This window comes from Bacteroides sp. MSB163, from assembly GCF_036416795.1.
GTDB classification, from domain to species: domain Bacteria; phylum Bacteroidota; class Bacteroidia; order Bacteroidales; family Bacteroidaceae; genus Bacteroides; species Bacteroides maternus.
The window spans coordinates 4,957,644-4,983,098 of sequence record NZ_CP143867.1; the positions used below are offsets into that span (position 1 = coordinate 4,957,644).

The window sequence follows — 25,455 nt, forward strand, 5'->3', positions numbered from 1 at the left end:
AGATATAAAAGTGGAGTCTATTTACCTATACAAAAATAATATATTCCAACCTCCATCACTTCTCTCTTTTCATAGATATTTCGTCCATCAACCACCACTGCCTGCCTCATCGTCTTCTTCAACACCCCCCAACTCGGCATCCTAAACTCCTTCCACTCCGTCACCAACAGCAACGCATCCGCATCCAATACCGCATCATACATATCCGTAGCATAGACAACCTTATCCCCTATCCTACGCTTACATTCATCCATCGCAATCGGATCATAAACCTTCACGCTTGCACCAGCCTCTATCAACCTATCAATCAAAACCAATGCCGGAGCCTCTCTCATATCATCCGTTTCAGGCTTGAAAGCCAAACCCCATAAAGCGATTTGCTTACCTTCCAAGTCTCCATTATAATGCTTCAGCAATTTATCAAAAAGAATACTCTTTTGTCTCTCATTCACCTCTTCAACAGCCTTCAAAACACGCATCGGATAACCATTCTTTTCCGCAGTCTTTATCAACGCCTTCACATCCTTCGGAAAACAAGAGCCACCATATCCACAACCGGGATACAAAAATTTACTGCCAATACGACTATCCGCACCAATACCTTTGCGAACCATATTCACATCAGCACCAACCAGCTCACAGAGGTTAGCGATATCATTCATAAAGCTAATCCGTGTAGCCAACATAGAATTAGCAGCATACTTTATCATTTCCGCACTCGGAATATCAGTAAATATCAACCGATAATTATTCATCATAAAAGGCTTGTAAAGACGCTCCATTATAGCCTTGGCCTTTTCCGATTCCACACCTACCACCACACGGTCGGGCTTCATAAAATCATCTACCGCATCACCTTCTTTCAGAAACTCGGGATTGGAAGCCACATCAAACTCTATCTTTACATTACGCTTGTCAAGTTCTTCCTGAATGGCAGACTTTACCTTTTGTGCGGTACCCACAGGAACCGTACTCTTAGTTACAACCAGTACATACTTATTCATATTGCATCCAATAGTACGCGCAACTTCCAGTACATATTTCAAATCAGCACTGCCATCCTCATCAGGAGGAGTACCAACTGCACTAAACATAACCTCTACATCATCCAGACACTCCTTCAAGTCCGTTGTAAATTTCAGACGGCCCGCAGTATAGTTACGATGAACCATATCTTCCAAGCCCGGCTCATAAATGGGAATAATACCTTTCTTCAGATTTTCTATCTTACTGTCCTGCACATCCACACAAGTCACGTCAATCCCCATTTCCGAAAAACAGGTACCTGTCACCAAACCGACATAGCCGGTACCAACTATTGCTATTTTCATACTATCTTAGTTCACTTTTAATTACAATTGATAAAAAGAACGATACCAGTCTATCGTCTCCTGAACTCCCTCTTTAATCGGCTTATCAGGCTTAAACCCTAACTCATCCTGCAAAGCCGAAGTATCCGCATTCGTTTGATAAACGTCTCCCGGCTGCATCGGAAGATATATCTTCTCAGCCGGACGGCCTATCGCTTCTTCTATAGCGTGGATAAAGTCCATAAGCTTCACAGGATGTGAATTACCGATATTATATATTTTGTAAGGAGCAGTAGAAGAACTGGGATCAGGAGCCTGGGCACTCCAGTCAATATCAGGAACAGGAATGTGGTCTATTACACGAAGAATCCCTTCAACGATATCATCAATATAAGTGAAATCGCGCAGCATATCTCCATTATTGAAAACCTTTATCGGCCTCCCGTGCAACATAGCATCGGCAAAAAGGAAAGGTGACATATCCGGACGCCCCCAAGGACCATAAACCGTAAAGAACCGTAAACCGGTAGAAGGAATACCATATAAATGGCTGTAAGTATGAGCCATTAATTCATTTGATTTCTTTGTCGCTGCATAAAGACTCACAGGATGCGCTATACTGTCTTTTTCCGAAAAAGGAACCTTCCCATTCAAACCATAAACACTACTGGAACTGGCATAAATCAAATGTTTCACCTGATAATGCCGGCAACCTTCCAACACATTCAAGAAACCATCTATATTACTTTCTACATAAGCATACGGGTTCTCTATGGAATAACGCACTCCTGCTTGAGCAGCCAGGTTTACAACCTTGTCAAAATGCTCATTGGCAAAAAGCATTTGCATAGCCTGTTTGTCTTCCAAATTCATACGGACAAACCGAAAATGCTTATATGCACTACTTGGGACAAATTTATACCAATCAACAGAACTTTTATCAATGCCTAAAGTCTCTAAACGGCCATATTTCAAATCGACATCATAATAACTATTTATATTATCCAAACCAACTACTTCATCTCCCCTAGAAAGCAATTGTTTACATACGTAGGAGCCTATAAAACCAACAGAACCAGTAACTAAAATTTTCATTTATCTCATTTATACCATTAATCAATATGCACTGGGGCAATGATTCGACTCAGTCTAAAAAAACAAAATCTTCCAACACATCCATTACTATATATCGAATTTAATTTTAAGTTCGCAACAAAGACACACACTCCCAGTACCTAATTTGAGCACTTACTTTTATTTGATTAAATATTGAAATATTCATCCAATCTCTACCAACCTAGGATGCCTGTTATCCTTTTCACTCAAAAGAATCTTATCTATTGGTATCCTCCAATCAATTCCCAAATCCGGATCATCCCACGCCAAAGCACTTTCACTTTCCGGAGCATAAAAATTATCACACTTATATTGAAATATCACTTCCTCACTCAACACACTGAAACCATGTGCAAAGCCTCTGGGGATAAAGAACTGACGATGATTTTCTTCTGTAAGCTCTACAGCTACATGCTGTCCGAAAGTCGGAGAACCTTTTCTAATATCCACAGCAACATCCAAAGCAGCTCCTTTCACTACGCGCACCAACTTGCTCTGAGCAAAAGGCGGTTTCTGAAAATGCAAACCACGAATGACACCATAAGACGATTTGGATTCATTATCCTGCACAAACGTCGTCTTACAAACTTTTTCTTCAAATTCTCTTTGGTTGAAGGATTCAAAAAAGTAACCGCGATCATCTTTAAAAAGACGAGGTTCAATGATGACAACGCCCTCTATTAATGTTTTTATAACTTCCATATTGTTTCAAAAGATATATGTAGAGGCATTTTATTCATCAACATATTCCCACGGATAAGGATTATTGACCGCATTTTGAAACTCCTCGGCAGCTTCCATTTGTTCAACTGTGAGCGATGATGAATCCCAAGAAGCGATAATGGCACGCCCCTCGTCAGCTAAAGACTCATCGAACACTTCACCATAGCAAGCAGTGAGCAAGCGAAGTTTTAATAACGAAGCGGGAAGAGTATCGAGGATATCCCAGCAACGATCCAACACTTCCTGAACATGTTTCTGTTTTTCACCATGATCAACGAAGGAAGCACTATAACCCATCAAGAGAGCAAGACAAACATCCGCCTGTTCTTCAACTGTGGAGCCTTTTACACCGGAATTATACAATGCCGTGGTCAGGCGATAAACCTCGCCATTACGACGGGAAAGATCGTCGCTATAGACAGGACTCCCGTCCATACCCAAATACATCAGATCGTGCGCCGCACGCTGAAGGACAGCTATTTCTTCAGAAAGAGACATAATGATTTATGATTTATGATTTATCAGCCATCCCAAAAGCAATGGCCGACCGTCAACTATTTGATGACTTCTATAAGATCCGGGTGGATAGTAGCCATGGCAACAGCGATGACGCCTTGTATCTCGACAACCACACGGCGATCACGCGCACCTTTCACTTTCAGGAAAATTCCTTCCTGACCCTCGAAATCACCACCTGTGACACGAACTTTAGTACCTTTAGACAGGTTCAGTTCATCAGGCTGGAAATACAGAAGATGGTCATTATAGGTACCGGCAACGGCAATGAACCGCTGCATCTCGCTGTCCGAGATGATAATCTTTTGACCGCTACGGGTATCGGTGATATATTGCAAATAAGTTACCTGAGATTTTATACGCTTCACATCAGAAGGGCGGGCATGAACAAAAAGCAAGTTATGGATCACCGGAACCAAGGCACGAACCTTCTTCCCTTTCTTTATGCTGATCTTATATTGCATAGGAACAAAACAGCCTATCCCCTCTTTTTCAAGTAGACGCATAGCATCTGGCTCTCTACGGTAGGTGGCACGCATCGCATACCATATTTCGATTTCTTTATCCACTTCCATTTTAGGGGTTATTTCAGAAAAGGGTGTTCTCTTGGGGCTTCGAAACCCTTACACACTCCTGAGTTTCAATCACTTGCGAACGCTTTATGTAAAATATGACAAGCAATGCGTCCCTCTTGCCAACAGATTTTATGCAGTAGTTCATTACCTCGAAGGTAAAAAGCTATAAACGAACTAGTTAAATAGAAATATCATCTTTTAATCGTTCGTTTAATGTGCGTAAATATTTTTAAAATATCCAGAATTGAGATAGGTATAAAAAGAATTGATATTAACTAATATTTTTATAAAACCTTTATAACTTATATTCAACAACTTAGATAGACAAAGCAGGTATTATAAAAATATTTTTCATCAAACATTTTGTCAGTTAAAAAAACACATTTATCTTTGTGCACATTAAACGAACGTTTTTTGGGCACTCCCAAGAATTACGTATAAAACAACTATAGATCAGCAACTTACCATCAAAAAAGTGACTTTTTTTTTCACTTATTGCATAATCGATTTTCACCCTTCATCTTTATCTTATACTTTTGTATCTTTTTAAACATTGCAAATATCAGTTAATAAGCAATCAATATGTAAATCAAATGGAAAGTATAAAGAAAAACAAAAAACTTAAATGGCATACCCAAATAAATAAGACAGACAAGACATACAATATTGTAAATCAAAGAAATACAAGTAGAAAAACAGTGAGTAATGTCAGCATAATTGAGGAAGAATGGCTGGCTGAACGGAAGTATTTCGGAATTAACACCTATGCATACGTAGGCATACTCAGAGCCTTCAAATTAGGGGCTTATAGAGGACTTGGAATCAAAACAATCAATGATTTAGCAGCACATTTATTCGCAAGTGGAAATATATTAAAACAGGATAAAGGAAGAGATACTCCACTGAAATTAAGCAGTTTAAGAACAGAGCTAAGAAAAGTGTGGGCAGTGATAAAACAGGAAGATACGGCAAACATAGATCCTTATGGATATGACGTGAAATTAAATCCATAATAGTTCATTCCAAAGAAAGAGGCGACCTTTGCACGAAATTTAAAAAGCAACGCAATGGAAAACTCTTTTAGAATGTCACTATTCATGCCCCCTATCTCTCCGATAAAGGACAAAACAACAGGAAGGATCGTAAAAAACGCCACACTGACTCCACTACGCACAGTGGAACTCAGCGAAGTATACAAGTTAGTCACTTCAAACGCGAAACTTGCCGCGCTCACTCTCGATGTACGAAACGCCGTACAGCAGGGTGACGACAGTGTCTGCCGCCTATTGAAGCAGCAGACACTGCCCTACGTGACCCCATGCGGAGTCTTCACCCGACGTAGGAGCGACTGTATAGAAGAAACGTCCGGACTCGTAGTAGTGGACGTAGACCATCTCGAATCCAATGAGGAAGCCCGAAAACTGCGCCAACTACTATTCGAAGATCCCTATCTACACCCCGTGTTAGTGTTCATCAGTCCCACCGGAAAGGGCGTGAAAGCCTTCGTACCCTGCGCACCCGGACAAAGCGCCACAGATGGAATCCGCTGGGCGATGAGCTATGTACACTGCATGTACGACACCGACCATCCGCAACCGGGAAAAGGAGTGGATACCTCAGGAAAAGACCTCGTACGCTCCTGTTTCCTGTGCCATGACCCGGAAGCGTTGATGAGAAGAATTGACAGTTGACAATTGACAGTTGACAATTCAAAAACTTAACAACTTAAAAACTCAAAAACTTAGAAACTCAAAATGGAACCATTATCTTCATTGCATCTCCTGACCGAAGCCATCAGAAATGCGGGAGCAGACATCGCCCCCACCTATCAAGAGTATATCCAACTCGCCTTTGCCATCGCCACCGACTGCGGCGAGGCAGGACGTCAGGATTTTCTCACCCTGTGCAGCCTCTCATCAAAGTATGACCATCAAGCAGCAGAACGACTATTCAGCAACGCCCTGAAGACCGGACACAACGACGTACACATAGGCACCGCCTTCCATCTGGCAGAGCTGTGCGGCGTGAAAATCGAATATGAAAATCCAGGCACTGTTGGTACAGTTGGTACAGAAGTTCGCCCCCCTTCTGGCACACACACACGCACACGCGTGAAAGAGGTGTGCTCACAAGAGAAAAATGACTTCTCTTGTGAAGAAGAGACTTCGTCGGGCAGCGCTCCGCTGTCTCCTTTGCCCACTTTCGACAAGAACATCCGGTGGCCTTATCCTCTGGAACACATCATGAGTTGCGCCACCTCCGATGCCCAGAGCGACGTTCTGCTGCTGGGAGCGCTCAACGTATTGGGAGCCACCATGGGGCCGCACGTCCGGTGCGCATACGGAGGAAAGATGATATCGCCCTGCATGCAGACTTTCACTTCGGCCAACTCCGCATCCGGAAAGGGAGTCCTGTCGCTGGTACGCCTGCTGGTAGAACCTTTTCACGATGAGATACGCAAGCAGGTGGCAGAAAGAATGGCGTGCTACCAACGCGACAAGGCAAAGTACGACGCATTGGGAAAAGAACGGGCGAAAGCCGAGGTTCCGACACTGCCGTCCAACAAAATGTTCCTCATCTCAGGAAACAACACGGGAACGGGCATCCTGCAAAATCTGATGGACTCCGATGGCATCGGACTGATATACGAAAGCGAAGCCGACACCATATCCTCCGCCATCGGCTCGGACTACGGACACTGGAGCGACACTCTGCGAAAGGCTTTCGACCACGACCGGGTGGCCTACAACCGGCGCACCGACAGGGAATACCGTGAAGTAAAGAAAACGTATCTCTCGGTACTCATATCCGGCACTCCCTCACAAGTGAAGTCACTGATACCTACTGCCGAAAACGGGCTTTTCTCACGACAGATTTTCTACTACATGCCCTCCATACGACACTGGCAAAACCAGTTTGACCGAAACGACCGAGATCTGGAAGAACCCTTCACCAAGATGGGGATGGAATGGAAAGAAAAGCTGAAGACCATCCATATGGGAGGAATTTTCACCCTACATCTCTCCGACGGTCAGAAAGAGGAATTCAACCGACAGTTCTCCCAACTCTTCACCCGCTCCGAACTGACAAACGGCAGCGAAATGTCGGGCAGCGTGGCACGTCTGGCTATCAACATCTGCCGCATCATGGAAGTGGTGGCCATGCTGCGTATGCTTGAAAGCGGAGATATAGCCACGTCACCACACCTTTCGCCCGACCCCGGTACTTCTGCCGATAATCTGAAAGACCACATCGTAAGCTTATGGAACCTCGACATCACCGAAGATGATTTCCACGCCGTGCTGTCGATGGCCGAATGTCTATATCGCCACGCCACCCATATCCTTTCCTTCCTGCCCGCCACCGAAGTAACCCGTCGGGGCAATGCCGACCGGGACGCACTGGTGCAGTGCATGAAAAAGAGATTCACACGGATTGAATTCCTGCAAAAGGCTGAAGAGATGGGTATAAAAACTGCCACCGCTTCAACCTGGCTGAAACGGATGTTGAAAAACGGGCTGGTGGAGAATATGGATGGAAAAGGAACTTATCAAAAACCTTGATATAACAACGTGCACTATAATATAAAACGCGTACGTGCGCACATGTGTGTGTGTGCCAGAAGACCGACGAACTTCTGTACCAACTGTACCAATCCTCCGTTCTCCTTTGCGCTGCCGAACCTCACCTTTGCACCGCTCAAATCAACCTTTACGCCGCTCAAGCTCACCTTTACGATGCCAAGCATAGCCTCAGGGCTCCCCCAGCGCGCCTACTATCAGGCTCACCTGGGCAGGCGTATAAGAACGTGAACGGGGAGAAAGCCCCAGGGCGGACAGGCCGGCACGCAAACCGGGATAAAGATCAATCCAATGTTTCAACTTACGATAGGCAGACTCCGGACAGAGATCGGGACAATAGAGTTGGGCAAGTTCAGTACGCCCATAGGTACGGATTTCAAAAGAGTTCATATCTGATATTCATGTGTTATATTTCATCAAAGATAGACATAAATCATGACATTATCAAAGATATATATGTAAATAACAGACTAAAACAGACCTTAATCGACTCTAACAGTCCGAAAGAGACAAACGCCTATACTCACAGTGTTACCTTTGCACTGTTGAGTTCAACCTCGTGAATCTTTAAAATTATAATTGTTTAATCATTTAAATTATTTATCAAACTATGATTCGTTACAAAAAGTATCAAGTGACGGGCGAAAACAGCCCGCTGAAAGGTCTCTGGTATGCGCGTCCCGTAATTGAAGAGACGTTCGACATCGAGAGACTTGCCAAACACATGTCCAACCACAACACTCCCTACTCGAGTGGTGTCATCAAGGGAGTGTTGACAGACATGGTTTCCTGTACCAAGGAACTGATTCTGGATGGCAAGAATGTAAAAATGGATGATCTGGCAATTTTCTCCGTAGGGATTGTCAGCAAAAAAGGCGCAAAATCTGCCGCCGACTTCACATTGGCTAATAACGTAAAGGGGTTGAAACTCCGTGCCCGTGCCACGGGTGAACTGAGCAATGCTCAGATTAACCTGGAAGGGCAAATGAAGGAGGCTTCCATGTACACCGTGGAAGGCAGCTCATCCGGCAACACTCCCGGCGGCGGTTCCGGAGGAGACGGTGGGCTCGATGAAAATCCATTGGGATAAACCCCGCGTCCGCATAAATCATGAACTATAAATCTTTATCTCTCATGAACGAAGAAAGAAAGTCGAAAAACGTATGGGCCATTGTCCTCAAAGTAATCATCACCGTAGCCACCGCCATTGCGGGAGCTTTAGGGTTAGGCGCCTGCAAGTAGACATGCGCACGATTACCCTACTCATTATTCATTGCTCGGCCACGCCTCAGGGTGTGGACCTGAGCTTCGAAGATTGCCGCCGCGATCACATTCGCCACCGCAGCTTCAGTGACATCGGCTACCATTTCTACGTGACTCGTGACGGTGAGATTCACCGTGGCCGCCCACCGGAAAAAGTTGGTGCACATTGCCTCAATCATAACCGGCACTCCATCGGTATCTGTTATGAAGGAGGTTTGGATGCCGACAGTCAGCCATCCGACACTCGCACCTTAGAGCAAAAAGCTTCACTGCTTGCACTGCTCCGCGAATTGAAGCGTATCTTTCCACGCGCTCTGATTGTGGGTCATCATGACCTGAATCCCATGAAACCTTGTCCTTGCTTCAATGCGGAAAGGGAATATAGGGGGCTGTAAATCGGTCATGGTCGGAAGAATAATCTTCCGACCATGACCGATTTACAGCCTCGTTTGAGAAAATTCAGTTGAACAAATATGGACGTTTTGAACCAGAATTTCCTGATGGTTTCTTTGATGCCACATTAGCCGAACTTATAGAGATGAAATAAAGATGGAAAATTCGAAGAGTTAGCTCAAGATAGTTGAGTACTACATTTTTACGCCCACCTTTCCCAACATTAACCGGACTATTCTTGCTGCAATGAAGCAGCACGGAATACCAACTGCACAAACCAGTGCCAATCTCATCAAAGGAGAAACCGGCAAAAGCTCCATAATACACACACAACCCACTACAATTGCCGGATGAATAAAATAAGCCGCATAACTATCAGTGGACAATTTCTGAACCAAAGGTATCGGCTTGTTCCAATGAGCCTTCCCGTATGCTAACAGAAAATAGCAAATACTCACACACATAACAGGTTCCCAAAAGGCATAAAATAAAGCCTGCAAATTCCATCCACCCGAGAATAAATCCATCTGTTCTGAAAAGCTACTCATTACAATCAATAAAGAAGGAATACCACAGAGAAGTGCTATAAAAAACCAGGGAAGTGCATTCTTCACACAAATTTTATCCAGCCAATGATTACGATACGCTACAATCCCCAACAAATACATACCTATATATAAAGGAAAGAACCCCAGCTGCAATCCTAAAACTTCACTTCCTACAGGAACATAAAGACGAATGAGGAATGCTGCGGCACCCGTCACTACCATAAATATAAGAACACCCATTATTGCAGGATATTTCCAATTCAGTACCAACCGCTTCGTACAGAAATGGCGATAAACAGCATAACTCAATTCAAAAACCAACAGTGTAAACACAAACCACATCGGTCCAAAACCCGGTCTTCCCCACACACCGTATATCCAATATACTAATAGAGGATTAATCAGAAAACTATAAATCAAAAGAGGAATACCCAAACGGTTAAAGCGATCGTATATAAAAGATTTCATGCCTTTACGATCAAAAGAAAAGGGCATCAGGTAGGCAGAGATAAAAAAGAAAAGACTCATAAAATAGGATTGGTCAATAGCCATAGATGCTGACAGCAACCCTTGAGTCAAGCCGGTAGTTGTTTCCTTCGATATGTAATACCATCCACCAGAAGCTCCGAAAGCAATCGCAGAGTGATGATAGAATACCAGCATAGTCAGGAAAACCCGTAATAAGTCAAGATAATAAAAACGTGTCCGATTCATAATATTTATATTTATGGTTAATTAAAATAGCTTGGAGATATTCTTTAAAATATCTCCAAGCCCCCAGAAAAACTAAAATAACAATCTGTTACCCTCGCATCAGCAATTCCGGGAATGTAAATCCTTGCATGGTATAGCAGATAAAGAAGATGGTAGCACTAACAATCCACAGAATAAGCAATGTCCATTTCAACCCGGAAACCATGGGCTGCCAATTGAATACCGGACGGAAGATTGCGAAAACAAGGCTAACCAGAGGAATACCCACTACGAGGATACCTGCAATATATAGTACGATGGCTGACAAAGGAGATGTAGGTAATACAAAATCAATAGCCGGGAACCAAGACATCAACGCTGCACCACCACCAATAGCAACTGCAATAGCGGCAAAGAGCAAAGCCACAAATACAATACCGAAAACAAACAGTACCGGACTGCAAATGATAGCCACAATAACCAGACAAATCTTCAGGAACCAACCGACAATCATTAACAACGTATCACCGGTCCTTTGCATAGAAGAACGAGGTTTATCAGACTTCATATAATCGTTTACATTATTTGAAACTCTCTCAAAACCATCAGTTACAGTCTTTCCAATGTTCTCTACCGTAACAGCTTCGCCGCGCATATTCAACTTTTCAGCCGCCGTACGAGCTTCGGGAATCACTATCCAGCAAATGATATAGATAGGGATCAAGAACTTGAAACCAAAGATTGCGCAAAAAACAAGAATCAAACGGAACCAGGTGGAATCCCAGCCTAAATAAACACTAAGTCCCCCTATCACGCCACCCAGCATTTTATCATCCGGATTGCGATATAAACGGCGACGGGTTGAAGTATAAGAAGAATTAGTATCACTATTCCAAGAGCCGGAACCATAACCTTCACCGGAAGCAGCATTCTCCTCAGTTCCTGTTTCCATTTCTTCAGGTTTCCCCATCCGATTGATTACTTCTTCTGCATCGGCTATAGTGATCACCTGAGAGCCAGCAGTCAGCTTCTCTGAAAAAAGTTCAGAGATGCGAAGTTCGATGTCATTTACAATCTCGTCAGCACCAGCCTGTCTTCTAAAGTGCAGTTTCAGATTGCATAGATAGTTATCCAAAAGGCGATAGGCGTCTTCATCAATGTGGAAAACAGTTCCGCCCAAATTTACTGTTAATGTCTTTTTCATTGCTATTCGTTTTTTAAATTTATACTGATACGAGGTTTTTAATATCTTGAATCTAATAGTTGGCTATATGATTCACTGTTTCATTCAACTCACGCCAGGAGACTTCCAACTCTCCAAGAAAAACTTCCCCTTTTGGGGTGAGCTTGTAATATTTACGTGGTGGTCCTTGTGTGGACTCTATCCATTCGTAACTTAATAGATCGTCATTCTTCAGACGAGTGAGCAAGGGGTATAGCGTTCCTTCCACTACAATGAGCTTGGCTTCTTTAAGTTTCTGGATAATATCCGAAGCGTAGGCCGGTTCTTTGTGAAGCAATAGCATGATGCAATACTCTAACATGCCCTTACGCATTTGCGACTTTACATTATTTACGTCCATCTCTTATTGGTTTACGATTCGACAATTTTCTATTATACATCAAAGATAGCAACTGATTGAAATAGAGCTTTTCTTTGTATGACACAAATATATGTATTATCACAGTACTATGCAATACAAAGTACCTTATATTTTGTTTAATTAACACGGTTATCTATTCACACCTTATTAATAAAGCACCAAGGGGGAGAATAACATATAAGAGAAAAATGTATCTTTGCGGAAAAGATATAAATACAACGAACTATGTTAACTATCAGAAAAGCAACTACAGCCGATTGTGAGTTGATTCATAAACTCGCATGGCAGATATTTCCGGAGACTTACAAGGACATACTTTCACCGGAGCAAAACGATTATATGATGGAATGGATGTACTCCATAGAGAACATCCGCAAGCAAATGGAAGAAGAAGGGCATGTATATTTCATTGGATACAAGGACAACGAAGTGTGTGGTTATGTATCTGTGCAACAACAAGGTGAAGACCTCTTCCATTTACAGAAAATATATGTACTCCCCTCCTTTCAAGGATCACATTGCGGTAGCTTCTTATTCCATGAAGCCGTCAAATATATCAAGGAAGTACATCCCGGCCCATGCTTGATGGAATTAAATGTGAACCGCAACAACAAAGCGCTGAATTTCTATGAACGTATGGGAATGAAAAAACTGAGGGAAGGGGATTTCCCGATAGGGAACGGATATTATATGAATGACTTCATAATGGGGCTGGAAATCAATTAGAAATAAAAAAATTAAAGGCTGCGCAGTTCAAAAGAGAATCTTGCGCAGCCTTTATCTTTTTATATTATTCTATCACTATTTTGCCACACGCTCCAGCCATTTCACCATAGAGAGCATAACAATCATTGATGCACCTGTGGCACCTACAAACACCAGCCAGCAAGCCCACATTGGAACAGTGGTATACAGAATACCACCAATAAACAGCAATGAATTACCAACAGCCGTTGCAGCCAACCAGCAACCTTGCATTAAGCCTTGTAAATGCGGTGGAGCTACCTTAGATACGAATGATAATCCCAGCGGGGAAATAAACAATTCGGCAACCGTTAGGATAAAGTACAAACCTATCATAACCCAAGGAGTAACACGAATAGCACTTACTTCAGCAGCAGACATTGTACCTAATATGTCTTTAGTCGGCAATGTAAGTGAGAATACAGTCAGGAACACATAGGCCAATGCAGCGATACCCATACCAATAGCAATCTTCATAGGAGTAGAAGGTTCTTTACCTCTTTTCTTCAACGATCCGAATAACCACATAATAAATGGCGTCAGGAAGACTACAAAGAACGGATTAACACTCTGGAAAATCTCAGCACCTTTTATTTGTGTAAAGCCTAAATCAATATTAATAATACTCAAATCAACATAGTCTCTTGCAAAATAAGTCAGTGAATAACCATTCTGATGGAAAGACAACCAGAAGAAGATCACAACTCCAAACACTGCAAACAAAGCATAAATACGCTGTTTGATTTCAGTTGCACTCATTGTTATTTCCTCTTTGCTGACAGCCTGATTATTGCCCTTACCTGCTACAACTTTCTGTGCCGGGTCAGGGAAACGGTTCTTATTGATAATATAGATCACCAAAGAAATCAACATCGCAACAATAGCAGCCATAAACGCATATTGGAAACCACGATTGAAGACATCCAGGTAGCTGTTAGCAAAAACATGAAGATCTGTAACAGCTTGTCCATCCAAAGTTACACTATTAGAAAGAGTAGTCAGATTCTCCATGGCTTGAGCCGGCATCTTATCTCCTAAATCAATATACTGATGGCAAAGTTCAGGCAACGTTGCATCGTAGTCGAAGTTGTTCACTTTCAACCACCAGTTTCTTACGCCAATAGCAATGAAAGGAGCAAAAAAACCACCGATATTAATGAACATATAGAAAATCTGGAAACCAGCATCACGCAAATTAGAATATGCGGGATTATCGTACATCTGTCCTACTAATGCCTGAAGGTTTCCTTTGAACAAACCATTACCGAAAGCAATAACTAAAAGTCCGAAGCAGGTTAAAGTTAAATAAAGTGCCATACTGGGAACAGGCGTAGGAGTAGGTATGGCTATTATCAAATAACCAATAGCCATTAAGACCAAGCCAGCCAAAATAGTACCTTTAAAGTTTTTAGTTTTATCCGCAATCAGACCGCCTGCCAATGCCAATATATAAATTGATGCATAAAAAGCAGAATAAATATATCCGGTCACAGTTTCGGACAAACCGAATTTCGCAGAGATAAACAGAGTAAGGACTGCCATCATAATGTAAAATCCGAAACGTTCGCCCATATTGGCGAGTGCTGCGGCGACCAGACCTTTAGGATGTTTGTTGAACATAGATATAAGTTTTTAAATTAGTAATTAGATTGATTTTCGTTTATTAAATGCAAATATATACATTTTGCTGAAATAACCTGTAAAAAAGTGAAATTAGTCATGAAAAAGGATGCAAACTTCAGCATGAACCTCCTTAATTAAATCATTTGGATCAAGTTTAAGCTGCAGGCCACGCTGACCTGCGCTTATGTAAATATAAGGATAATTGAGACAAGATTCATGAATGTATGTAGGAAAAGTTTTCTTCATGCCGACAGGAGTACATCCACCACGAATATATCCCGTCAAAGGAAGTAATTCTTTCATCGGAATAAGATCACACTTCTTATTACCGGAGGCCTTAGCCGCCAATTTTAAATCTACCTCATGCTCACCGGGGATGACACATACGAAATAGCCATTCTTATCGCCATGCAGGACAAGGGTTTTGAATACCTGTTCGATATTCTCTCCCAAACTGTCCGCCACATGAATAGCGCTTAAATCGTTTTCATCCACTTCATAGGGAATGAGTTCGTATGGTATTTTGGCTTTATCCAAAAGCCTCGCCGCATTCGTCTTATTGATTTTCATAACTTATCCTTTCAATTCTTCTTTCAGGAATTTAGGAGTATATCCCTTCTTACTTTTCGCCACTTCTTCCGGTGTGCCGCAGCTGAGGAGTTGCCCCCCACCCTTACCACCGTCAGGACCCATATCGATAATATAATCAGCCATCTTGATAACATCCAGATTGTGCTCGATGACAATCACTGTGTTACCTTTGTCCACTAATTTATTAAGCACATTCATCAGTACACGAATGTCCTCGAAGTGAAGTCCGGTAGTAGGCTCATCAAGGATATAAAGGGTTTTTCCCGTATCTCGCTTGGAAAGTTCCGTAGCCAATTTCACACGTTGGCTTTCACCACCGGAAAGTGTGGTGGAAGATTGTCCCAACTTTATATATCCCAGACCGACTTCCTGTATCACCTTAATCTTATTCAGAATCTGCGGCACATTTTCAAAGAACTCCACTGCACGGTTAATGGTCATATCCAGTACATCAGCAATAGATTTTCCCTTGAAGCGCACTTCCAATGTCTCACGATTATAGCGTTTGCCATGACAGACTTCACAGGGTACATATACATCGGGCAGGAAGTTCATTTCAATTGTTTTGTAACCATTTCCCTGGCATGCTTCACAACGTCCGCCACTCACATTAAAGGAGAAGCGCCCCGGTTTATAACCGCGTATCTTGGCTTCCGGTAAGCCTACAAACAAATTACGAATATCAGAAAAGACTCCCGTATAAGTGGCCGGATTAGAACGCGGCGTACGTCCCAACGGAGACTGATCCACATTTACCACCTTATCGATGTTTTCCAATCCTTCGATGCTATCGTATTCCAAGGGATCCTGAAGCGAGCGATAGAACTTCTGCGAAAGAATAGGTTGCAATGTTTCGTTGATAAGCGTAGATTTTCCGCTACCGGATACACCGGTGACACAAATCAACTTACCAAGAGGAAATTCCACATCCACCCCTTTCAGGTTATTCCCCCGTGCACCACGCAGCCAAAGGCTATGTCCATTACCTTCACGACGTTTTTTGGGCATTTCTATCTCACGTTCACCATTGAGATATTGTGATGTCAGCGTATGTGTCTCCAACATTTCCTTCGGAGTTCCTGCAAAAACAACCTCACCACCCAAGCGTCCGGCTTTCGGACCCATATCAATCACATAATCGGCAGCCATCATCATATCCTTATCATGCTCCACAACAATGACGGAGTTACCGATATCCCTCAGCTCCTTCAGAGAATGAATAAGCCGCTGATTATCCCGCTGATGCAAGCCAATACTAGGCTCATCAAGGATATAAAGCACATTCACCAATTGCGAACCGATTTGGGTAGCCAAACGGATACGCTGGCTCTCACCACCGGAAAGGGTTACAGAACCACGGTCAAGAGCAAGGTAATCCAGCCCTACATCCAACAGGAATTTCAAACGGGTGCGGATTTCTTTCAATATTTCAACAGCAATTTGTTTCTGCTTATTATCCAGATACTGATCAACATTCATCAACCAGTCGTAAAGCTCATTGATATCCATACAAGACAGTTCATAGATATTCTTATCATGGATACGGAAATGAAGGGCTTCTTTATTCAATCTCGCCCCTTTACATTCAGGGCATACAGTAGTCTTAGCAAACTGTTCCGCCCACTTTTGCGCAGTGGCGGAAGCATCCTTTTCCTGTAACATCTGAATATACTTCACCACACCCTCAAACGTTACAAAGTAATCGGAGGAAGTGCCGATAAGAGAGCTTTTAATCTTAATACGCTCATCCGAACCGTAGAGAATTTCATCAATGGCTTCATCCGGCAATTCCTTAACAGGAGTCTTCAGGGTAGCTTCATATTTCTCCAATAAAGCGGCAATCTGCCAGAAAATCATGCTATTCTTGTACTTACCTAATGGAATGACAGCTCCTTCGTATATAGAAAGTTCCCGGTCCGGAATCACTTTTTCCACATCAATCTGATTCACAACTCCCAATCCCTTACATTTAGGGCAAGCACCTTGCGGAGAGTTGAATGAAAAATTGTGGGGTGCCGGCTCACGGTAGGACAACCCGGTAACAGGACACATTAACCGTTTACTATAGTGACGAACATTTTCAGATTGCAAATCAAGTATCATCAACAAGCCGTCACCTTGCTGCATCGCGGTAGCCACACTGTTTTTCAGACGAACATCATCTTTATCCGTCACAACCAGCTTATCAATAACCACTTCTATATCATGATTCTTATAGCGATCCAGCTTCATGCCGGGTAATGCCTCCCTGATTTCACCGTCTACACGAACATAGAGATACCCTTTCTTACGCACCTGTTCGAACAGTTCCTTATAATGTCCCTTACGAGTACGGACTAATGGAGCCAGAATATAAATTTTCTTGCCTTTATAATCATTCAGGATCAAATCAAGGATTTGCTCTTCAGTGTATTTTACCATTCTTTCACCTGAAAGATAGGAATAGGCTATACCGGCACGTGCATAAAGCAAACGCAAATAATCATAAATCTCCGTCGTAGTACCTACTGTAGAACGGGGATTCTTATTCGTAGTTTTTTGTTCAATAGAAATAACCGGGCTCAATCCCATAATCTTATCGACATCGGGACGTTCCAGATTTCCCAGGAAATTGCGGGCATACGCAGAAAATGTTTCGATATACCGGCGTTGTCCTTCGGCAAAAATCGTGTCGAATGCCAAGGACGACTTACCGCTTCCGCTCAATCCCGTAATAACGGTAAGACTGTTACGGGGAATTTCCGCATCGATATTTTTTAGGTTGTGCACGCGCGCACCATATACATTGATGTATTCTGTTTCTTCTGTCATTTATCTTAATATATTAATATCACTTTTAATCTTGTAGTTAACTCCATCGGCTCCCTCCGCTTCTACCACTATAAAATAAACACCTTCAGGAACATTCTTTCCATGCGCAGTACCGTCCCATCCTGCATCTATATTCTGCAATCCCCAGCGGTAAAGTTCCTGTCCCCAGCGGTTGAAAACATACGCATTGAAGCGAACCAGCGACTTGTGCTTTACACGAAACACATCATTTACTCCGTCGCCATTAGGAGAAAAAGCATTCGGCACTTTAAGCTCCGATTCAGTAATGCGGATCATAAAAGTACCGGAAATATTCGTTTCTTCCGTCTCAATATCCGTTATAATCAGACGGACATAAAACATGCCTGACTCCTGAAAACTATAAATAGTTTCAGCATCAAAACGTGTCAGAAAGATATCGTTGAAAGCAGCGTCGCGAGAAAAATTCCACTCATAACGCAGATTTACCGTTTCGTCCGATTCTCCTCTGGAATCTTCGTCTCTCCACACGAATCGGAATTCAAGAGGAGCAGCGCCGGTATATGTATCATCTGGAGAAATGGTAACTTTCTCTTCATGAATTGCTCCGTTTTCAGAAAGCAAGATTGCCACGGGAGACATATCCAACAGTTCTGTCTTTCCCCCGTCAGCCCACACCGGTAAATGTCCAAGCAGCAACATTGCCGCACAAACGATATATGAAAACAATCCGCATCGCATAATACCTGCAAAAATAACGGTTTCCAAGCGAATATCAGCGGATACATAGGATTTTTCAGTTTTAAAATGCACAATATTATTTCTTAACGCATTCCTTTCGTTAATTTTAGGCAAAATTCTTACCTTTGCAGCTACTTTGGGAAATTGTAAACGTAAACCAACGATATCGAATGAGAACGATTAACCGGATTTTCTGCTCTTTGCTGCTTGCCAGCGCATGCAGTCTCGGAGCAATTGCGCAAGAGAACCAGTCATATTTTCTGCATACCATTGAAAAAGGGCAAAGCCTTTATTCCATATCCAGTATGTATGGTGTCACACAGTCGGACATCGTGAAGTTGAATCCAGGAAGCGATGAAAAAATATTTGTAGGACGCACTCTCCGTATTCCACGGACAGCTGCCAATACTCAGACAGAGACCTTTCACACCATAGAACAAGGTGAAACGCTCTATCGGCTAACCGTCAAGTACGGTGTGTCTGCCAAAGCCATTTGTGATGCCAATCCCGGACTGAGTGCGGAAAACTTCCGCATCGGGCAGGTAATACGCATACCTTCTGCCAGCGAAACCGATGTGGTCACCACTGAAAATGTTACAGAAGTCGCCATCCCCACCATCCAAGGTCCCGTACAATCACGTTGCCGGGATATGCATAAGGTAAAACGGAAAGAAACCGTATACAGCATCAGTCGTGAATATGGCATCTCAGAGGCAGAATTAATAGCCGCCAACCCTGAATTGCAAGGTGAAGATAAGATTAAAAAAGGTACTTTCCTATGTATCCCTTATCCTATCGCACAAGTAGAGAAACCCGCGCAACCGCAGGTAGCACCCAGCAACAGTGAATTATTCAGCGAAAATAAAAAAGAAACAGAACGCTTCAGCACTATCAAAGCCGCTCTTATCCTTCCTTTCCTGGATGTTTCCAAAAGTGAAGCGGCACGCATGGTAGAGTACTACGAAGGATTCCTCATGGCCGTAGACAGTTTGAAACGCAGTGGAGTATCCATTGATCTATACACTTACAACTCAGGACCTGAGAATGCGTCTCTGAACTCCATTCTTTCCAAAAAAGAAATGAAAGATATGGATATTATCTTTGGGCCGTTACACCAACAGCAAGTCAAACCTTTGGCAGATTTTGCACAGAAGAATGATATCCGCCTGGTAGTGCCATTTACTTCCAAAGATAATAACGTATTCCGCAACCCATCTATTTATCAGATTAATACTCCTCAATCATACCTCTATTCTGAAGTGTACGATCACTTCGTACGTCAGTTCCCGAATGCCAACGTAATCTTTATAGAAGCCAGCACGGGTACAAAAGATAAAGTAGAATTTATCAAAGGTCTGAAAGACGAACTGAAAAACCGCTCCATTCCTATGAAATCATTGAAAGAGGATGCAACGGTAGAATCTCTGAAAACAGTATTACGTACCGACCGGGAAAATATATTCATTCCCACTTCGGGAAACAATATGACTTTGATAAAGATACTTCCCCAATTGACTTTGTTGGTTCGCGATAATCCGGAAAGCAATATTCATTTGTTCGGTTATCCGGAATGGCAAACTTATACAAAAGATCACTTGGAAGCATTCTTCGAACTGGATACTTACTTCTATTCATCATTCTATACCAACAACCTGTTACCTGCCGCCATCAATTTCACCAAGAGTTATCGCAGATGGTACGGTAAGGAAATGGACGAACGCTATCCCAAATTCGGAATGTTGGGCTTCGATACCGGTTATTTCTTCCTGAAAGGTCTGTCGCGTTATGGTTCTGAATTAGAAAAGAACATGCAACGCATGGATCTGGTGCCTATCCAGACCGGATTCAAATTCCAACGTGTAAACAATTGGGGTGGATTCATCAACAAAAAAGTATTCTTTGTACGTTTCACCAAGAATTACGAGTTGGTAAAACTGGATTATGATTGATTACAGAAGTTTTAAATCCAAAGACAATGAAGATAAAAAATAGTATAGGGGCTGCCTTGCTGCTTGCCGCATGGGCTTTGCCCAGTCATGCACAGATTGGCGAACAACGCCGGAATTTTGCAGTAGGCTTCAACGGCGGTATCAATATCAATAGCGTCAGCTTCTCTCCTACGGTCCGGCAAAAAAGCCTGATGGGTATCAACGGAGGCTTAACAGCACGCTATATCTCCGAGAAATACTTCAGCATGATTTGTGGCGCACAAGTCGAACTGAACTTTTCTCAACATGGTTGGAGTGAATTCGATGAAGATCACCCCGAACTGGAATATATACGCAAGATGAATTACGTAGAGATACCGCTTCTGGCACATCTGGCATTCGGCAGAGACCGTGGAGTACAATTTTTCGTTCATGCAGGTCCGCAAATAGGCTTTTTTATCAGTGATACCAGAAAGAAGAATGACGCATGGAACAACTATACCTCTACTCCTGAACAACACGATAAGAATGTAGAAAACAAATTCGATTATGGTATTACCGGTGGTGCCGGATTGGAACTACGTACCAAAGCCGGTAATTTCCTTGTAGAGGGCAGGTACTACTATGCCCTGTCCGACTTCTACAAAAGCACCAAGAAAGACTATTTCTCCCGTTCAGCACACGGCACTATAGTAGCGAAAATAACCTATCTGTTTGATCTCAAAAAATAAATTTCCTAATACGGAAGAATAAATTAAATTACTCAATACAGAAAAAGAAATCCCCAATACAAAAAAGAAACGTCCCGAGACTTCTGTACAAAATCCCGGGACGTTTCTCTTTTGTCTGCTTTCTCTTATTTTCTCAATCTGAAACTATCCGCTGCTTTCACCATTACTTCATCACGATAAATAGCGCGGAAAGACAAATAATTCAAAACAATAGAAATTGCGGGAAGACAAAGTGCCCAACCTAATTGGAAAGACATTGCATCCAAATCATCTTTCAACATAAACATAAATACGAAAAATGCCGCATAATATCCAATCAATAAAATACTGTTGAATACCGTCATACGAACTTGCAACATCCGGTTACGAAACAGGAAAATAGTACAGAATGCCACAACAGTACTCAAAAACAAAATTCCAAATAATCCCCATGTAGATTGAAAGGCATCACCTGCCAACGTCACACCCAATGGCTTAAAAACAAATGCAGTAACTCCATCCGAAGCAATAAATCGCCCTACCGGCAAACACATAGCTGCTATCAGCAAGCCTGTCACAATCAATAAATAAACAGATTGAATTCGTTGTATCATAGTTCCTTTTCTTTGTTAAAGCAACAAAGGTGTGCCCAAGCAAACTTTACTCGGGCACACCTTTGCAGTAATTTCATTTACTGTAATTTTTCTTTTTCTTTAGCCGGGTTACGATAGTAGATCTTACCTTCAACGTACTCTTGCGTTGCGATCAATGTCGGCTTCGGCAATTTCTCATAATAGCGTGAAATTTCAATCTGCTCCCGATTTTCGAATACCTCTTCCAGGTTATCATTATAGGAAGCAAACTCTGACAGCTTCTTGGAAAGATCACTTTTGATTTCCACACTGATCTGATTTGCACGCTTACCTATAATAGATACGGTTTCGTACACGTTACCGGTATCTGCACACAACTCCATCATGTCACGAGTAACCGTGCTGCTGGGAGCATTAGTTTTCTTGTAATCCATAAATATCTAAATTAATATTATCCTAACTCTGTTTATCTTCATTCAATATCTTCTCTGAATCTTTAAAGATTCTATCGGCTTCCTTCATATATTTACTTTCAGGAAACTCGTTCTTGAAAGCGTAATATTCATCCACCGTTTCACGATAACGCTCTGCTCTCTTATCTTCCACACTATATATGGCCATTTCATATTTGGCACGCAAAATAAGAATAGACAAGTCTTCGCGAAGGTTTGTATAAGGGTAGTCCTTCAAAGCGTTTTGCGCAGTAATTACACAAGATTGATAATTGTTTCCCAGATAATTACCCAAGTTATAGTACAATTTGGCTGAAAGATATTCTTTCATCACCAATTTATCCTGCAACTTAAATATCATATCCTGAGCTTCTTCCTTCTTTGAACTTTGCGGGAAGTACTCCATGAACATTTGTAATTGCTGAATAGCGGCATAAGTACCAGACTGATCAAGACGCGGTTCAGGAGTATCCAGATACAATGCTTTTCCTGCATGGAAACGTGCCAGTTCGGTAAACGTACCGCGAGGATATACATTAAAATATTGAACGAATGTTTGGGCGGCTGTCTGATAGTCTTTCTGATTATAATAGCTCATACCCAGCATATAGAGGGATTCCTCTGCCTTGTCCGTACCCTTAAGGATAGCAATTAACTCATTAAGCAATGTTGCAGCACGATTATACTGTCCTTTTGCGAAGTAGTTCTTTGCCGCCTCATACTTATACTCATAGTCGGTGCTCTTTAACAGCTTATTGTATTCTCCACACGAGGAGAGCAACACTGCCGCAAGCAAAGTTATTAAGATATTCTTCTTCATTCTTAGCTTTTCAAATAATGTGCAAAGATAAAGGTTCGCACCGAATAAACCAATGATACGAACCTTAATTTTTCAAAAACCAGGAAATGACCGACAAACGCCAATCAATTCACGACGAACCGGGATAATGAACAGTCTGAAAAAACAGTCATTATAATTTATACAAATCGCTCGCCGCAAGCAAATCTACTTTCTTTTCAGTCAGTACACGAATACAGTTTTCCATATCGTTGGGACGAATAATGACATTCGCCGTTTCACCATTGGCAAATGAATACATATATTCAATGAAAACACCCTCATCAGACAAAAAACGCAGGACTTTTGACAGCGAACCCGGAATATTAGGACAACTAATGCCCACCACATCCGTCACATTCACGGCAAAATGATTATCTTTTAAAGCTTTATATGCTTTATCCGGTTCAGATACAATGCCACGAAGAATACCAAAATCAGCATTCTCGGCAATACAGAGAGCGGAAAGATTGACACCTTCTTTCGCAAGCACTTCAGTCACTTCTGTCAGACGACCAGACTTATTCTCAAGGAAAATAGAAAGTTGTTTTGCTACCATAAGTTTAAATAATTAAAATATGAAGTATTAAATATGAGGTATGAAGTATTAAATATGAAGTATTAGGTATGAGGTATTAAGCGTTTAGCATGAAGTATTAGCACTCGCGAAGTAGTGATTTATACTTAATACCTAATACTGCATATTTAGCCCTTCATATTTTTACAGTTTCCGATTATCAATCACCCGTTTAGCTTTACCAACACTACGTTCAATGCTGCGAGGTTCTACCAAACGGACATCCACACCCAAGCCCAGGACACTTTGAAGACGACTGGCCAATTTTTTCTTTAACGCCAGCATCTTGTTGATTTCATCTGAATAATATTCCGGACGCACTTCAACCTGTAATTCCATGGTATCGGTATTATTTTTACGGTCCACTATCAAAAGATAATGCGGTTCAAATTCCTCCATTTCAAGGATAACAGACTCGATCTGAGTCGGGAATACATTAACACCACGGATAATGAGCATATCGTCACTACGGCCCAGAATACGATCCATACGAACCAGCGTACGTCCACAAGTACATTTTTCATAATGCAGGGCGGTAAGATCTTTGGTACGGTAACGCAACAGAGGCATACCTTCTTTGGTCAGATGGGTGAATACAAGTTCGCCTGTCTCACCGGGAGCAGCCGGTTCCAAGGTATTCGGATTGATGATTTCGGGGAAGTAATGGTCTTCGTTAAGGTGAGTGCCATGCTGGCATTCACACTCATACCCCACGCCGGGACCAGCGATCTCACTCAATCCATAGATGTCATAGGCTTTAATGCCCAGTTTTTCTTCAATCTCATTACGCATATTCTCTGTCCAGGGTTCTGCGCCGAAAGCCCCTATTTTCAGTTTGAATTCTTCGCGGGGCAAACCGGAATCTTTAATGGCATCCGCCAGATAGAGAGCATAAGATGGCGTACAACAAAGTACCGTAGAACCAAAATCATGCATTAAAGTAATTTGCTTTTCCGTGTTTCCGCTTGACATCGGAATTACGGAAGCGCCTATATTCTCAGCACCTGCATGAGCGCCCAATCCGCCTGTAAACAGGCCATACCCGTAGGCTACATGAAAAAAGTCGGAACTATCCGCACCATAAGCCGTAAAAGCACGCGAAAGACATTCTGCCCAAGACGAAAGGTCCTTGCGGGTATATCCCACTACGGTAGGTTTGCCTGTAGTACCGGACGAAGCATGAATACGTACGATCTGGCTCATAGGTACGGCACAAAGTCCGAAAGGATAATTATCGCGCAAGTCATATTTGGTAGTAAAAGGAAGTTTTACGATATCATCTATGCTATTAATATCGTCCGGGGTGATCCCCAGTTCCTGCATTTTCTTACGGTAGAAAGGAGTGTTGTGATAAACATGCTCCACGATCTTTTTGAGGCGAATGCTTTGGATTTTACGGAGGCTTTCACGATCCATACATTCGATGCTTTCATTCCAAATCATGTCTTTGTTGTATTACATTGATGGTTATTATTAATTCTTATTTCCTGCAAAGGAATAAAAAAATTTTGTTTATCTCAAGTATTTTCCCGAATATTGCCGGCCA

The 25,455-nt window shown here is 42.3% G+C and carries 28 protein-coding genes; 9 read left to right on the forward strand and 19 right to left on the reverse strand.

Annotated elements, in window-relative coordinates; translation table 11 throughout:
- Nucleotides 1-17: 17 nt before the first annotated feature.
- From VYM24_RS19225 to VYM24_RS19245, 5 genes are all read right to left on the reverse strand, one after another.
- The gene (locus VYM24_RS19225; RefSeq protein WP_330940672.1) at nucleotides 18-1,331 is read right to left on the reverse strand and encodes a UDP-glucose dehydrogenase family protein; all 1,314 of its coding nucleotides are present in this window, start codon (nucleotides 1,329-1,331) and stop codon (nucleotides 18-20) included.
- 21 nt (nucleotides 1,332-1,352) lie between these two features.
- Nucleotides 1,353-2,405, reverse strand: a complete 1,053-nt coding sequence (locus VYM24_RS19230) for an NAD-dependent epimerase (protein WP_291551500.1) — start codon at nucleotides 2,403-2,405, stop codon at nucleotides 1,353-1,355.
- A gap of 183 nt (nucleotides 2,406-2,588) precedes the next feature.
- The gene (gene rfbC, locus VYM24_RS19235; RefSeq protein WP_291551498.1) at nucleotides 2,589-3,128 is read right to left on the reverse strand and encodes a dTDP-4-dehydrorhamnose 3,5-epimerase; all 540 of its coding nucleotides are present in this window, start codon (nucleotides 3,126-3,128) and stop codon (nucleotides 2,589-2,591) included.
- Between the two features lie 30 nt (nucleotides 3,129-3,158).
- Nucleotides 3,159-3,647, reverse strand: coding sequence for a UpxZ family transcription anti-terminator antagonist (locus VYM24_RS19240; protein WP_291551496.1), 489 nt, complete (start codon nucleotides 3,645-3,647; stop codon nucleotides 3,159-3,161).
- Nucleotides 3,648-3,703: 56 nt separating this feature from the next.
- A complete protein-coding gene (locus tag VYM24_RS19245) occupies nucleotides 3,704-4,240 on the reverse strand; it encodes a UpxY family transcription antiterminator (protein WP_291551494.1) in 537 nt (178 codons plus the stop codon).
- 593 nt (nucleotides 4,241-4,833) lie between these two features.
- Here VYM24_RS19245 and VYM24_RS19250 point away from each other — a divergent pair.
- From VYM24_RS19250 to VYM24_RS19260, 3 genes are all read left to right on the forward strand, one after another.
- Nucleotides 4,834-5,253 (forward strand): hypothetical protein, encoded by a 420-nt coding sequence (locus tag VYM24_RS19250; protein WP_291551493.1) that lies wholly within the window; start codon nucleotides 4,834-4,836, stop codon nucleotides 5,251-5,253.
- Nucleotides 5,254-5,307: 54 nt separating this feature from the next.
- Nucleotides 5,308-5,931 (forward strand): BT4734/BF3469 family protein, encoded by a 624-nt coding sequence (locus VYM24_RS19255; protein ID WP_291551491.1) that lies wholly within the window; start codon nucleotides 5,308-5,310, stop codon nucleotides 5,929-5,931.
- A gap of 63 nt (nucleotides 5,932-5,994) precedes the next feature.
- Nucleotides 5,995-7,803 (forward strand): DUF3987 domain-containing protein, encoded by a 1,809-nt coding sequence (locus VYM24_RS19260; RefSeq protein WP_330940673.1) that lies wholly within the window; start codon nucleotides 5,995-5,997, stop codon nucleotides 7,801-7,803.
- Between the two features lie 14 nt (nucleotides 7,804-7,817).
- Here the strand turns inward: VYM24_RS19260 and VYM24_RS19265 are convergent, their stop codons facing one another.
- Together VYM24_RS19265 and VYM24_RS19270 are read right to left on the reverse strand one after the other, a co-directional pair.
- Complete coding sequence (locus tag VYM24_RS19265) at nucleotides 7,818-7,988, reverse strand: hypothetical protein (RefSeq protein WP_330940674.1); 171 nt, start codon at nucleotides 7,986-7,988, stop codon at nucleotides 7,818-7,820.
- A gap of 4 nt (nucleotides 7,989-7,992) precedes the next feature.
- Nucleotides 7,993-8,211, reverse strand: a complete 219-nt coding sequence (locus VYM24_RS19270; RefSeq protein WP_007213500.1) for a DUF4248 domain-containing protein — start codon at nucleotides 8,209-8,211, stop codon at nucleotides 7,993-7,995.
- Nucleotides 8,212-8,431: 220 nt separating this feature from the next.
- Between VYM24_RS19270 and VYM24_RS19275 the strand changes: the two genes are divergently transcribed.
- Genes VYM24_RS19275 through VYM24_RS19285 form a run of 3 tightly spaced genes read left to right on the forward strand, consistent with a single transcriptional unit; the run spans nucleotide 8,432 to nucleotide 9,479 of the window.
- A complete protein-coding gene (locus tag VYM24_RS19275) occupies nucleotides 8,432-8,911 on the forward strand; it encodes an HU family DNA-binding protein (RefSeq protein WP_330940675.1) in 480 nt (159 codons plus the stop codon).
- Between the two features lie 44 nt (nucleotides 8,912-8,955).
- Complete coding sequence (locus VYM24_RS19280) at nucleotides 8,956-9,063, forward strand: smalltalk protein (RefSeq protein WP_330940676.1); 108 nt, start codon at nucleotides 8,956-8,958, stop codon at nucleotides 9,061-9,063.
- 2 nt (nucleotides 9,064-9,065) lie between these two features.
- Nucleotides 9,066-9,479 carry an N-acetylmuramoyl-L-alanine amidase gene (locus VYM24_RS19285; protein ID WP_330940677.1) on the forward strand — a complete coding sequence of 138 codons (414 nt, stop codon included), beginning with the start codon at nucleotides 9,066-9,068 and terminating at the stop codon, nucleotides 9,477-9,479.
- A gap of 192 nt (nucleotides 9,480-9,671) precedes the next feature.
- Here VYM24_RS19285 and VYM24_RS19290 read toward each other — a convergent pair whose 3' ends face one another.
- The 3 genes from VYM24_RS19290 to VYM24_RS19300 all read right to left on the reverse strand — a co-directional run bounded on the left by VYM24_RS19290 (nucleotide 9,672) and on the right by VYM24_RS19300 (nucleotide 12,301).
- On the reverse strand, nucleotides 9,672-10,739 hold the full coding sequence (locus tag VYM24_RS19290; protein ID WP_330940678.1) for an acyltransferase: 1,068 nt from the start codon (nucleotides 10,737-10,739) through the stop codon (nucleotides 9,672-9,674).
- 88 nt (nucleotides 10,740-10,827) lie between these two features.
- A complete protein-coding gene (locus VYM24_RS19295) occupies nucleotides 10,828-11,922 on the reverse strand; it encodes a PspC domain-containing protein (RefSeq protein WP_330940679.1) in 1,095 nt (364 codons plus the stop codon).
- Between the two features lie 52 nt (nucleotides 11,923-11,974).
- The gene (locus VYM24_RS19300; protein WP_007218263.1) at nucleotides 11,975-12,301 is read right to left on the reverse strand and encodes a PadR family transcriptional regulator; all 327 of its coding nucleotides are present in this window, start codon (nucleotides 12,299-12,301) and stop codon (nucleotides 11,975-11,977) included.
- Between the two features lie 246 nt (nucleotides 12,302-12,547).
- Here VYM24_RS19300 and VYM24_RS19305 point away from each other — a divergent pair, with 246 nt between their 5' ends.
- On the forward strand, nucleotides 12,548-13,048 hold the full coding sequence (locus VYM24_RS19305) for a GNAT family N-acetyltransferase (protein ID WP_291551483.1): 501 nt from the start codon (nucleotides 12,548-12,550) through the stop codon (nucleotides 13,046-13,048).
- A 75-nt stretch (nucleotides 13,049-13,123) separates the two neighbouring features.
- Here the strand turns inward: VYM24_RS19305 and VYM24_RS19310 are convergent, their stop codons facing one another.
- The 4 genes from VYM24_RS19310 to VYM24_RS19325 form a co-directional block, all read right to left on the reverse strand.
- Complete coding sequence (locus VYM24_RS19310) at nucleotides 13,124-14,686, reverse strand: peptide MFS transporter (RefSeq protein ID WP_291551482.1); 1,563 nt, start codon at nucleotides 14,684-14,686, stop codon at nucleotides 13,124-13,126.
- 93 nt (nucleotides 14,687-14,779) lie between these two features.
- Nucleotides 14,780-15,259, reverse strand: a complete 480-nt coding sequence (gene ybaK / locus VYM24_RS19315) for a Cys-tRNA(Pro) deacylase (protein WP_330940680.1) — start codon at nucleotides 15,257-15,259, stop codon at nucleotides 14,780-14,782.
- Between the two features lie 3 nt (nucleotides 15,260-15,262).
- Nucleotides 15,263-18,091, reverse strand: a complete 2,829-nt coding sequence (uvrA, locus tag VYM24_RS19320; protein WP_044270264.1) for an excinuclease ABC subunit UvrA — start codon at nucleotides 18,089-18,091, stop codon at nucleotides 15,263-15,265.
- Nucleotides 18,092-18,925, reverse strand: coding sequence for a T9SS type B sorting domain-containing protein (locus VYM24_RS19325; protein ID WP_330940681.1), 834 nt, complete (start codon nucleotides 18,923-18,925; stop codon nucleotides 18,092-18,094).
- Between the two features lie 56 nt (nucleotides 18,926-18,981).
- On the opposite strand from VYM24_RS19325, the gene VYM24_RS19330 reads away from it, so the two are divergent.
- Together VYM24_RS19330 and VYM24_RS19335 are read left to right on the forward strand one after the other, a co-directional pair.
- Nucleotides 18,982-20,760, forward strand: a complete 1,779-nt coding sequence (locus VYM24_RS19330; RefSeq protein ID WP_330940682.1) for a LysM peptidoglycan-binding domain-containing protein — start codon at nucleotides 18,982-18,984, stop codon at nucleotides 20,758-20,760.
- A gap of 26 nt (nucleotides 20,761-20,786) precedes the next feature.
- Nucleotides 20,787-21,470 (forward strand): porin family protein, encoded by a 684-nt coding sequence (locus VYM24_RS19335; protein WP_330940683.1) that lies wholly within the window; start codon nucleotides 20,787-20,789, stop codon nucleotides 21,468-21,470.
- A 125-nt stretch (nucleotides 21,471-21,595) separates the two neighbouring features.
- Here VYM24_RS19335 and VYM24_RS19340 read toward each other — a convergent pair whose 3' ends face one another.
- The 5 genes from VYM24_RS19340 to VYM24_RS19360 form a co-directional block, all read right to left on the reverse strand.
- Complete coding sequence (locus VYM24_RS19340; protein ID WP_291551478.1) at nucleotides 21,596-22,063, reverse strand: DUF4293 domain-containing protein; 468 nt, start codon at nucleotides 22,061-22,063, stop codon at nucleotides 21,596-21,598.
- Nucleotides 22,064-22,140: 77 nt separating this feature from the next.
- On the reverse strand, nucleotides 22,141-22,476 hold the full coding sequence (locus VYM24_RS19345; RefSeq protein ID WP_007213882.1) for a DNA-directed RNA polymerase subunit omega: 336 nt from the start codon (nucleotides 22,474-22,476) through the stop codon (nucleotides 22,141-22,143).
- A gap of 22 nt (nucleotides 22,477-22,498) precedes the next feature.
- Nucleotides 22,499-23,314: an outer membrane protein assembly factor BamD gene (locus VYM24_RS19350; protein WP_007213881.1), complete on the reverse strand. Its 816-nt coding sequence runs from the start codon at nucleotides 23,312-23,314 to the stop codon at nucleotides 22,499-22,501.
- A gap of 151 nt (nucleotides 23,315-23,465) precedes the next feature.
- Nucleotides 23,466-23,891, reverse strand: coding sequence for an amino acid-binding protein (locus VYM24_RS19355; protein ID WP_291551477.1), 426 nt, complete (start codon nucleotides 23,889-23,891; stop codon nucleotides 23,466-23,468).
- Between the two features lie 162 nt (nucleotides 23,892-24,053).
- A complete protein-coding gene (locus VYM24_RS19360; RefSeq protein ID WP_299093156.1) occupies nucleotides 24,054-25,352 on the reverse strand; it encodes a phenylacetate--CoA ligase family protein in 1,299 nt (432 codons plus the stop codon).
- Between the last annotated feature and the right edge of the window lie 103 nt (nucleotides 25,353-25,455).

Bases quoted from the DNA above. Each gene is read 5' to 3' on its own strand.
- VYM24_RS19225 (WP_330940672.1), bottom strand. From the start codon at position 1,331: ATGAAAATAGCAATAGTTGGTACCGGCTATGTCGGTTTGGTGACAGGT.
- VYM24_RS19295 (WP_330940679.1), bottom strand. From the start codon at position 11,922: ATGAAAAAGACATTAACAGTAAATTTGGGCGGAACTGTTTTCCACATT.
- VYM24_RS19360 (WP_299093156.1), bottom strand. From the start codon at position 25,352: ATGATTTGGAATGAAAGCATCGAATGTATGGATCGTGAAAGCCTCCGT.
- VYM24_RS19275 (WP_330940675.1), top strand. From the start codon at position 8,432: ATGATTCGTTACAAAAAGTATCAAGTGACGGGCGAAAACAGCCCGCTG.
- ybaK (WP_330940680.1), bottom strand. From the start codon at position 15,259: ATGAAAATCAATAAGACGAATGCGGCGAGGCTTTTGGATAAAGCCAAA.
- VYM24_RS19345 (WP_007213882.1), bottom strand. From the start codon at position 22,476: ATGGATTACAAGAAAACTAATGCTCCCAGCAGCACGGTTACTCGTGAC.
- VYM24_RS19270 (WP_007213500.1), bottom strand. From the start codon at position 8,211: ATGAACTCTTTTGAAATCCGTACCTATGGGCGTACTGAACTTGCCCAA.
- VYM24_RS19280 (WP_330940676.1), top strand. From the start codon at position 8,956: ATGAACGAAGAAAGAAAGTCGAAAAACGTATGGGCCATTGTCCTCAAA.
- VYM24_RS19310 (WP_291551482.1), bottom strand. From the start codon at position 14,686: ATGTTCAACAAACATCCTAAAGGTCTGGTCGCCGCAGCACTCGCCAAT.
- VYM24_RS19355 (WP_291551477.1), bottom strand. From the start codon at position 23,891: ATGGTAGCAAAACAACTTTCTATTTTCCTTGAGAATAAGTCTGGTCGT.
- VYM24_RS19250 (WP_291551493.1), top strand. From the start codon at position 4,834: ATGGAAAGTATAAAGAAAAACAAAAAACTTAAATGGCATACCCAAATA.
- VYM24_RS19335 (WP_330940683.1), top strand. From the start codon at position 20,787: ATGAAGATAAAAAATAGTATAGGGGCTGCCTTGCTGCTTGCCGCATGG.
- VYM24_RS19230 (WP_291551500.1), bottom strand. From the start codon at position 2,405: ATGAAAATTTTAGTTACTGGTTCTGTTGGTTTTATAGGCTCCTACGTA.
- rfbC (WP_291551498.1), bottom strand. From the start codon at position 3,128: ATGGAAGTTATAAAAACATTAATAGAGGGCGTTGTCATCATTGAACCT.
- VYM24_RS19285 (WP_330940677.1), top strand. From the start codon at position 9,066: ATGCGCACGATTACCCTACTCATTATTCATTGCTCGGCCACGCCTCAG.
- VYM24_RS19240 (WP_291551496.1), bottom strand. From the start codon at position 3,647: ATGTCTCTTTCTGAAGAAATAGCTGTCCTTCAGCGTGCGGCGCACGAT.
- VYM24_RS19290 (WP_330940678.1), bottom strand. From the start codon at position 10,739: ATGAATCGGACACGTTTTTATTATCTTGACTTATTACGGGTTTTCCTG.
- VYM24_RS19330 (WP_330940682.1), top strand. From the start codon at position 18,982: ATGAGAACGATTAACCGGATTTTCTGCTCTTTGCTGCTTGCCAGCGCA.
- uvrA (WP_044270264.1), bottom strand. From the start codon at position 18,091: ATGACAGAAGAAACAGAATACATCAATGTATATGGTGCGCGCGTGCAC.
- VYM24_RS19245 (WP_291551494.1), bottom strand. From the start codon at position 4,240: ATGGAAGTGGATAAAGAAATCGAAATATGGTATGCGATGCGTGCCACC.
- VYM24_RS19340 (WP_291551478.1), bottom strand. From the start codon at position 22,063: ATGATACAACGAATTCAATCTGTTTATTTATTGATTGTGACAGGCTTG.
- VYM24_RS19255 (WP_291551491.1), top strand. From the start codon at position 5,308: ATGGAAAACTCTTTTAGAATGTCACTATTCATGCCCCCTATCTCTCCG.
- VYM24_RS19305 (WP_291551483.1), top strand. From the start codon at position 12,548: ATGTTAACTATCAGAAAAGCAACTACAGCCGATTGTGAGTTGATTCAT.
- VYM24_RS19350 (WP_007213881.1), bottom strand. From the start codon at position 23,314: ATGAAGAAGAATATCTTAATAACTTTGCTTGCGGCAGTGTTGCTCTCC.
- VYM24_RS19300 (WP_007218263.1), bottom strand. From the start codon at position 12,301: ATGGACGTAAATAATGTAAAGTCGCAAATGCGTAAGGGCATGTTAGAG.
- VYM24_RS19260 (WP_330940673.1), top strand. From the start codon at position 5,995: ATGGAACCATTATCTTCATTGCATCTCCTGACCGAAGCCATCAGAAAT.
- VYM24_RS19265 (WP_330940674.1), bottom strand. From the start codon at position 7,988: ATGCTTGGCATCGTAAAGGTGAGCTTGAGCGGCGTAAAGGTTGATTTG.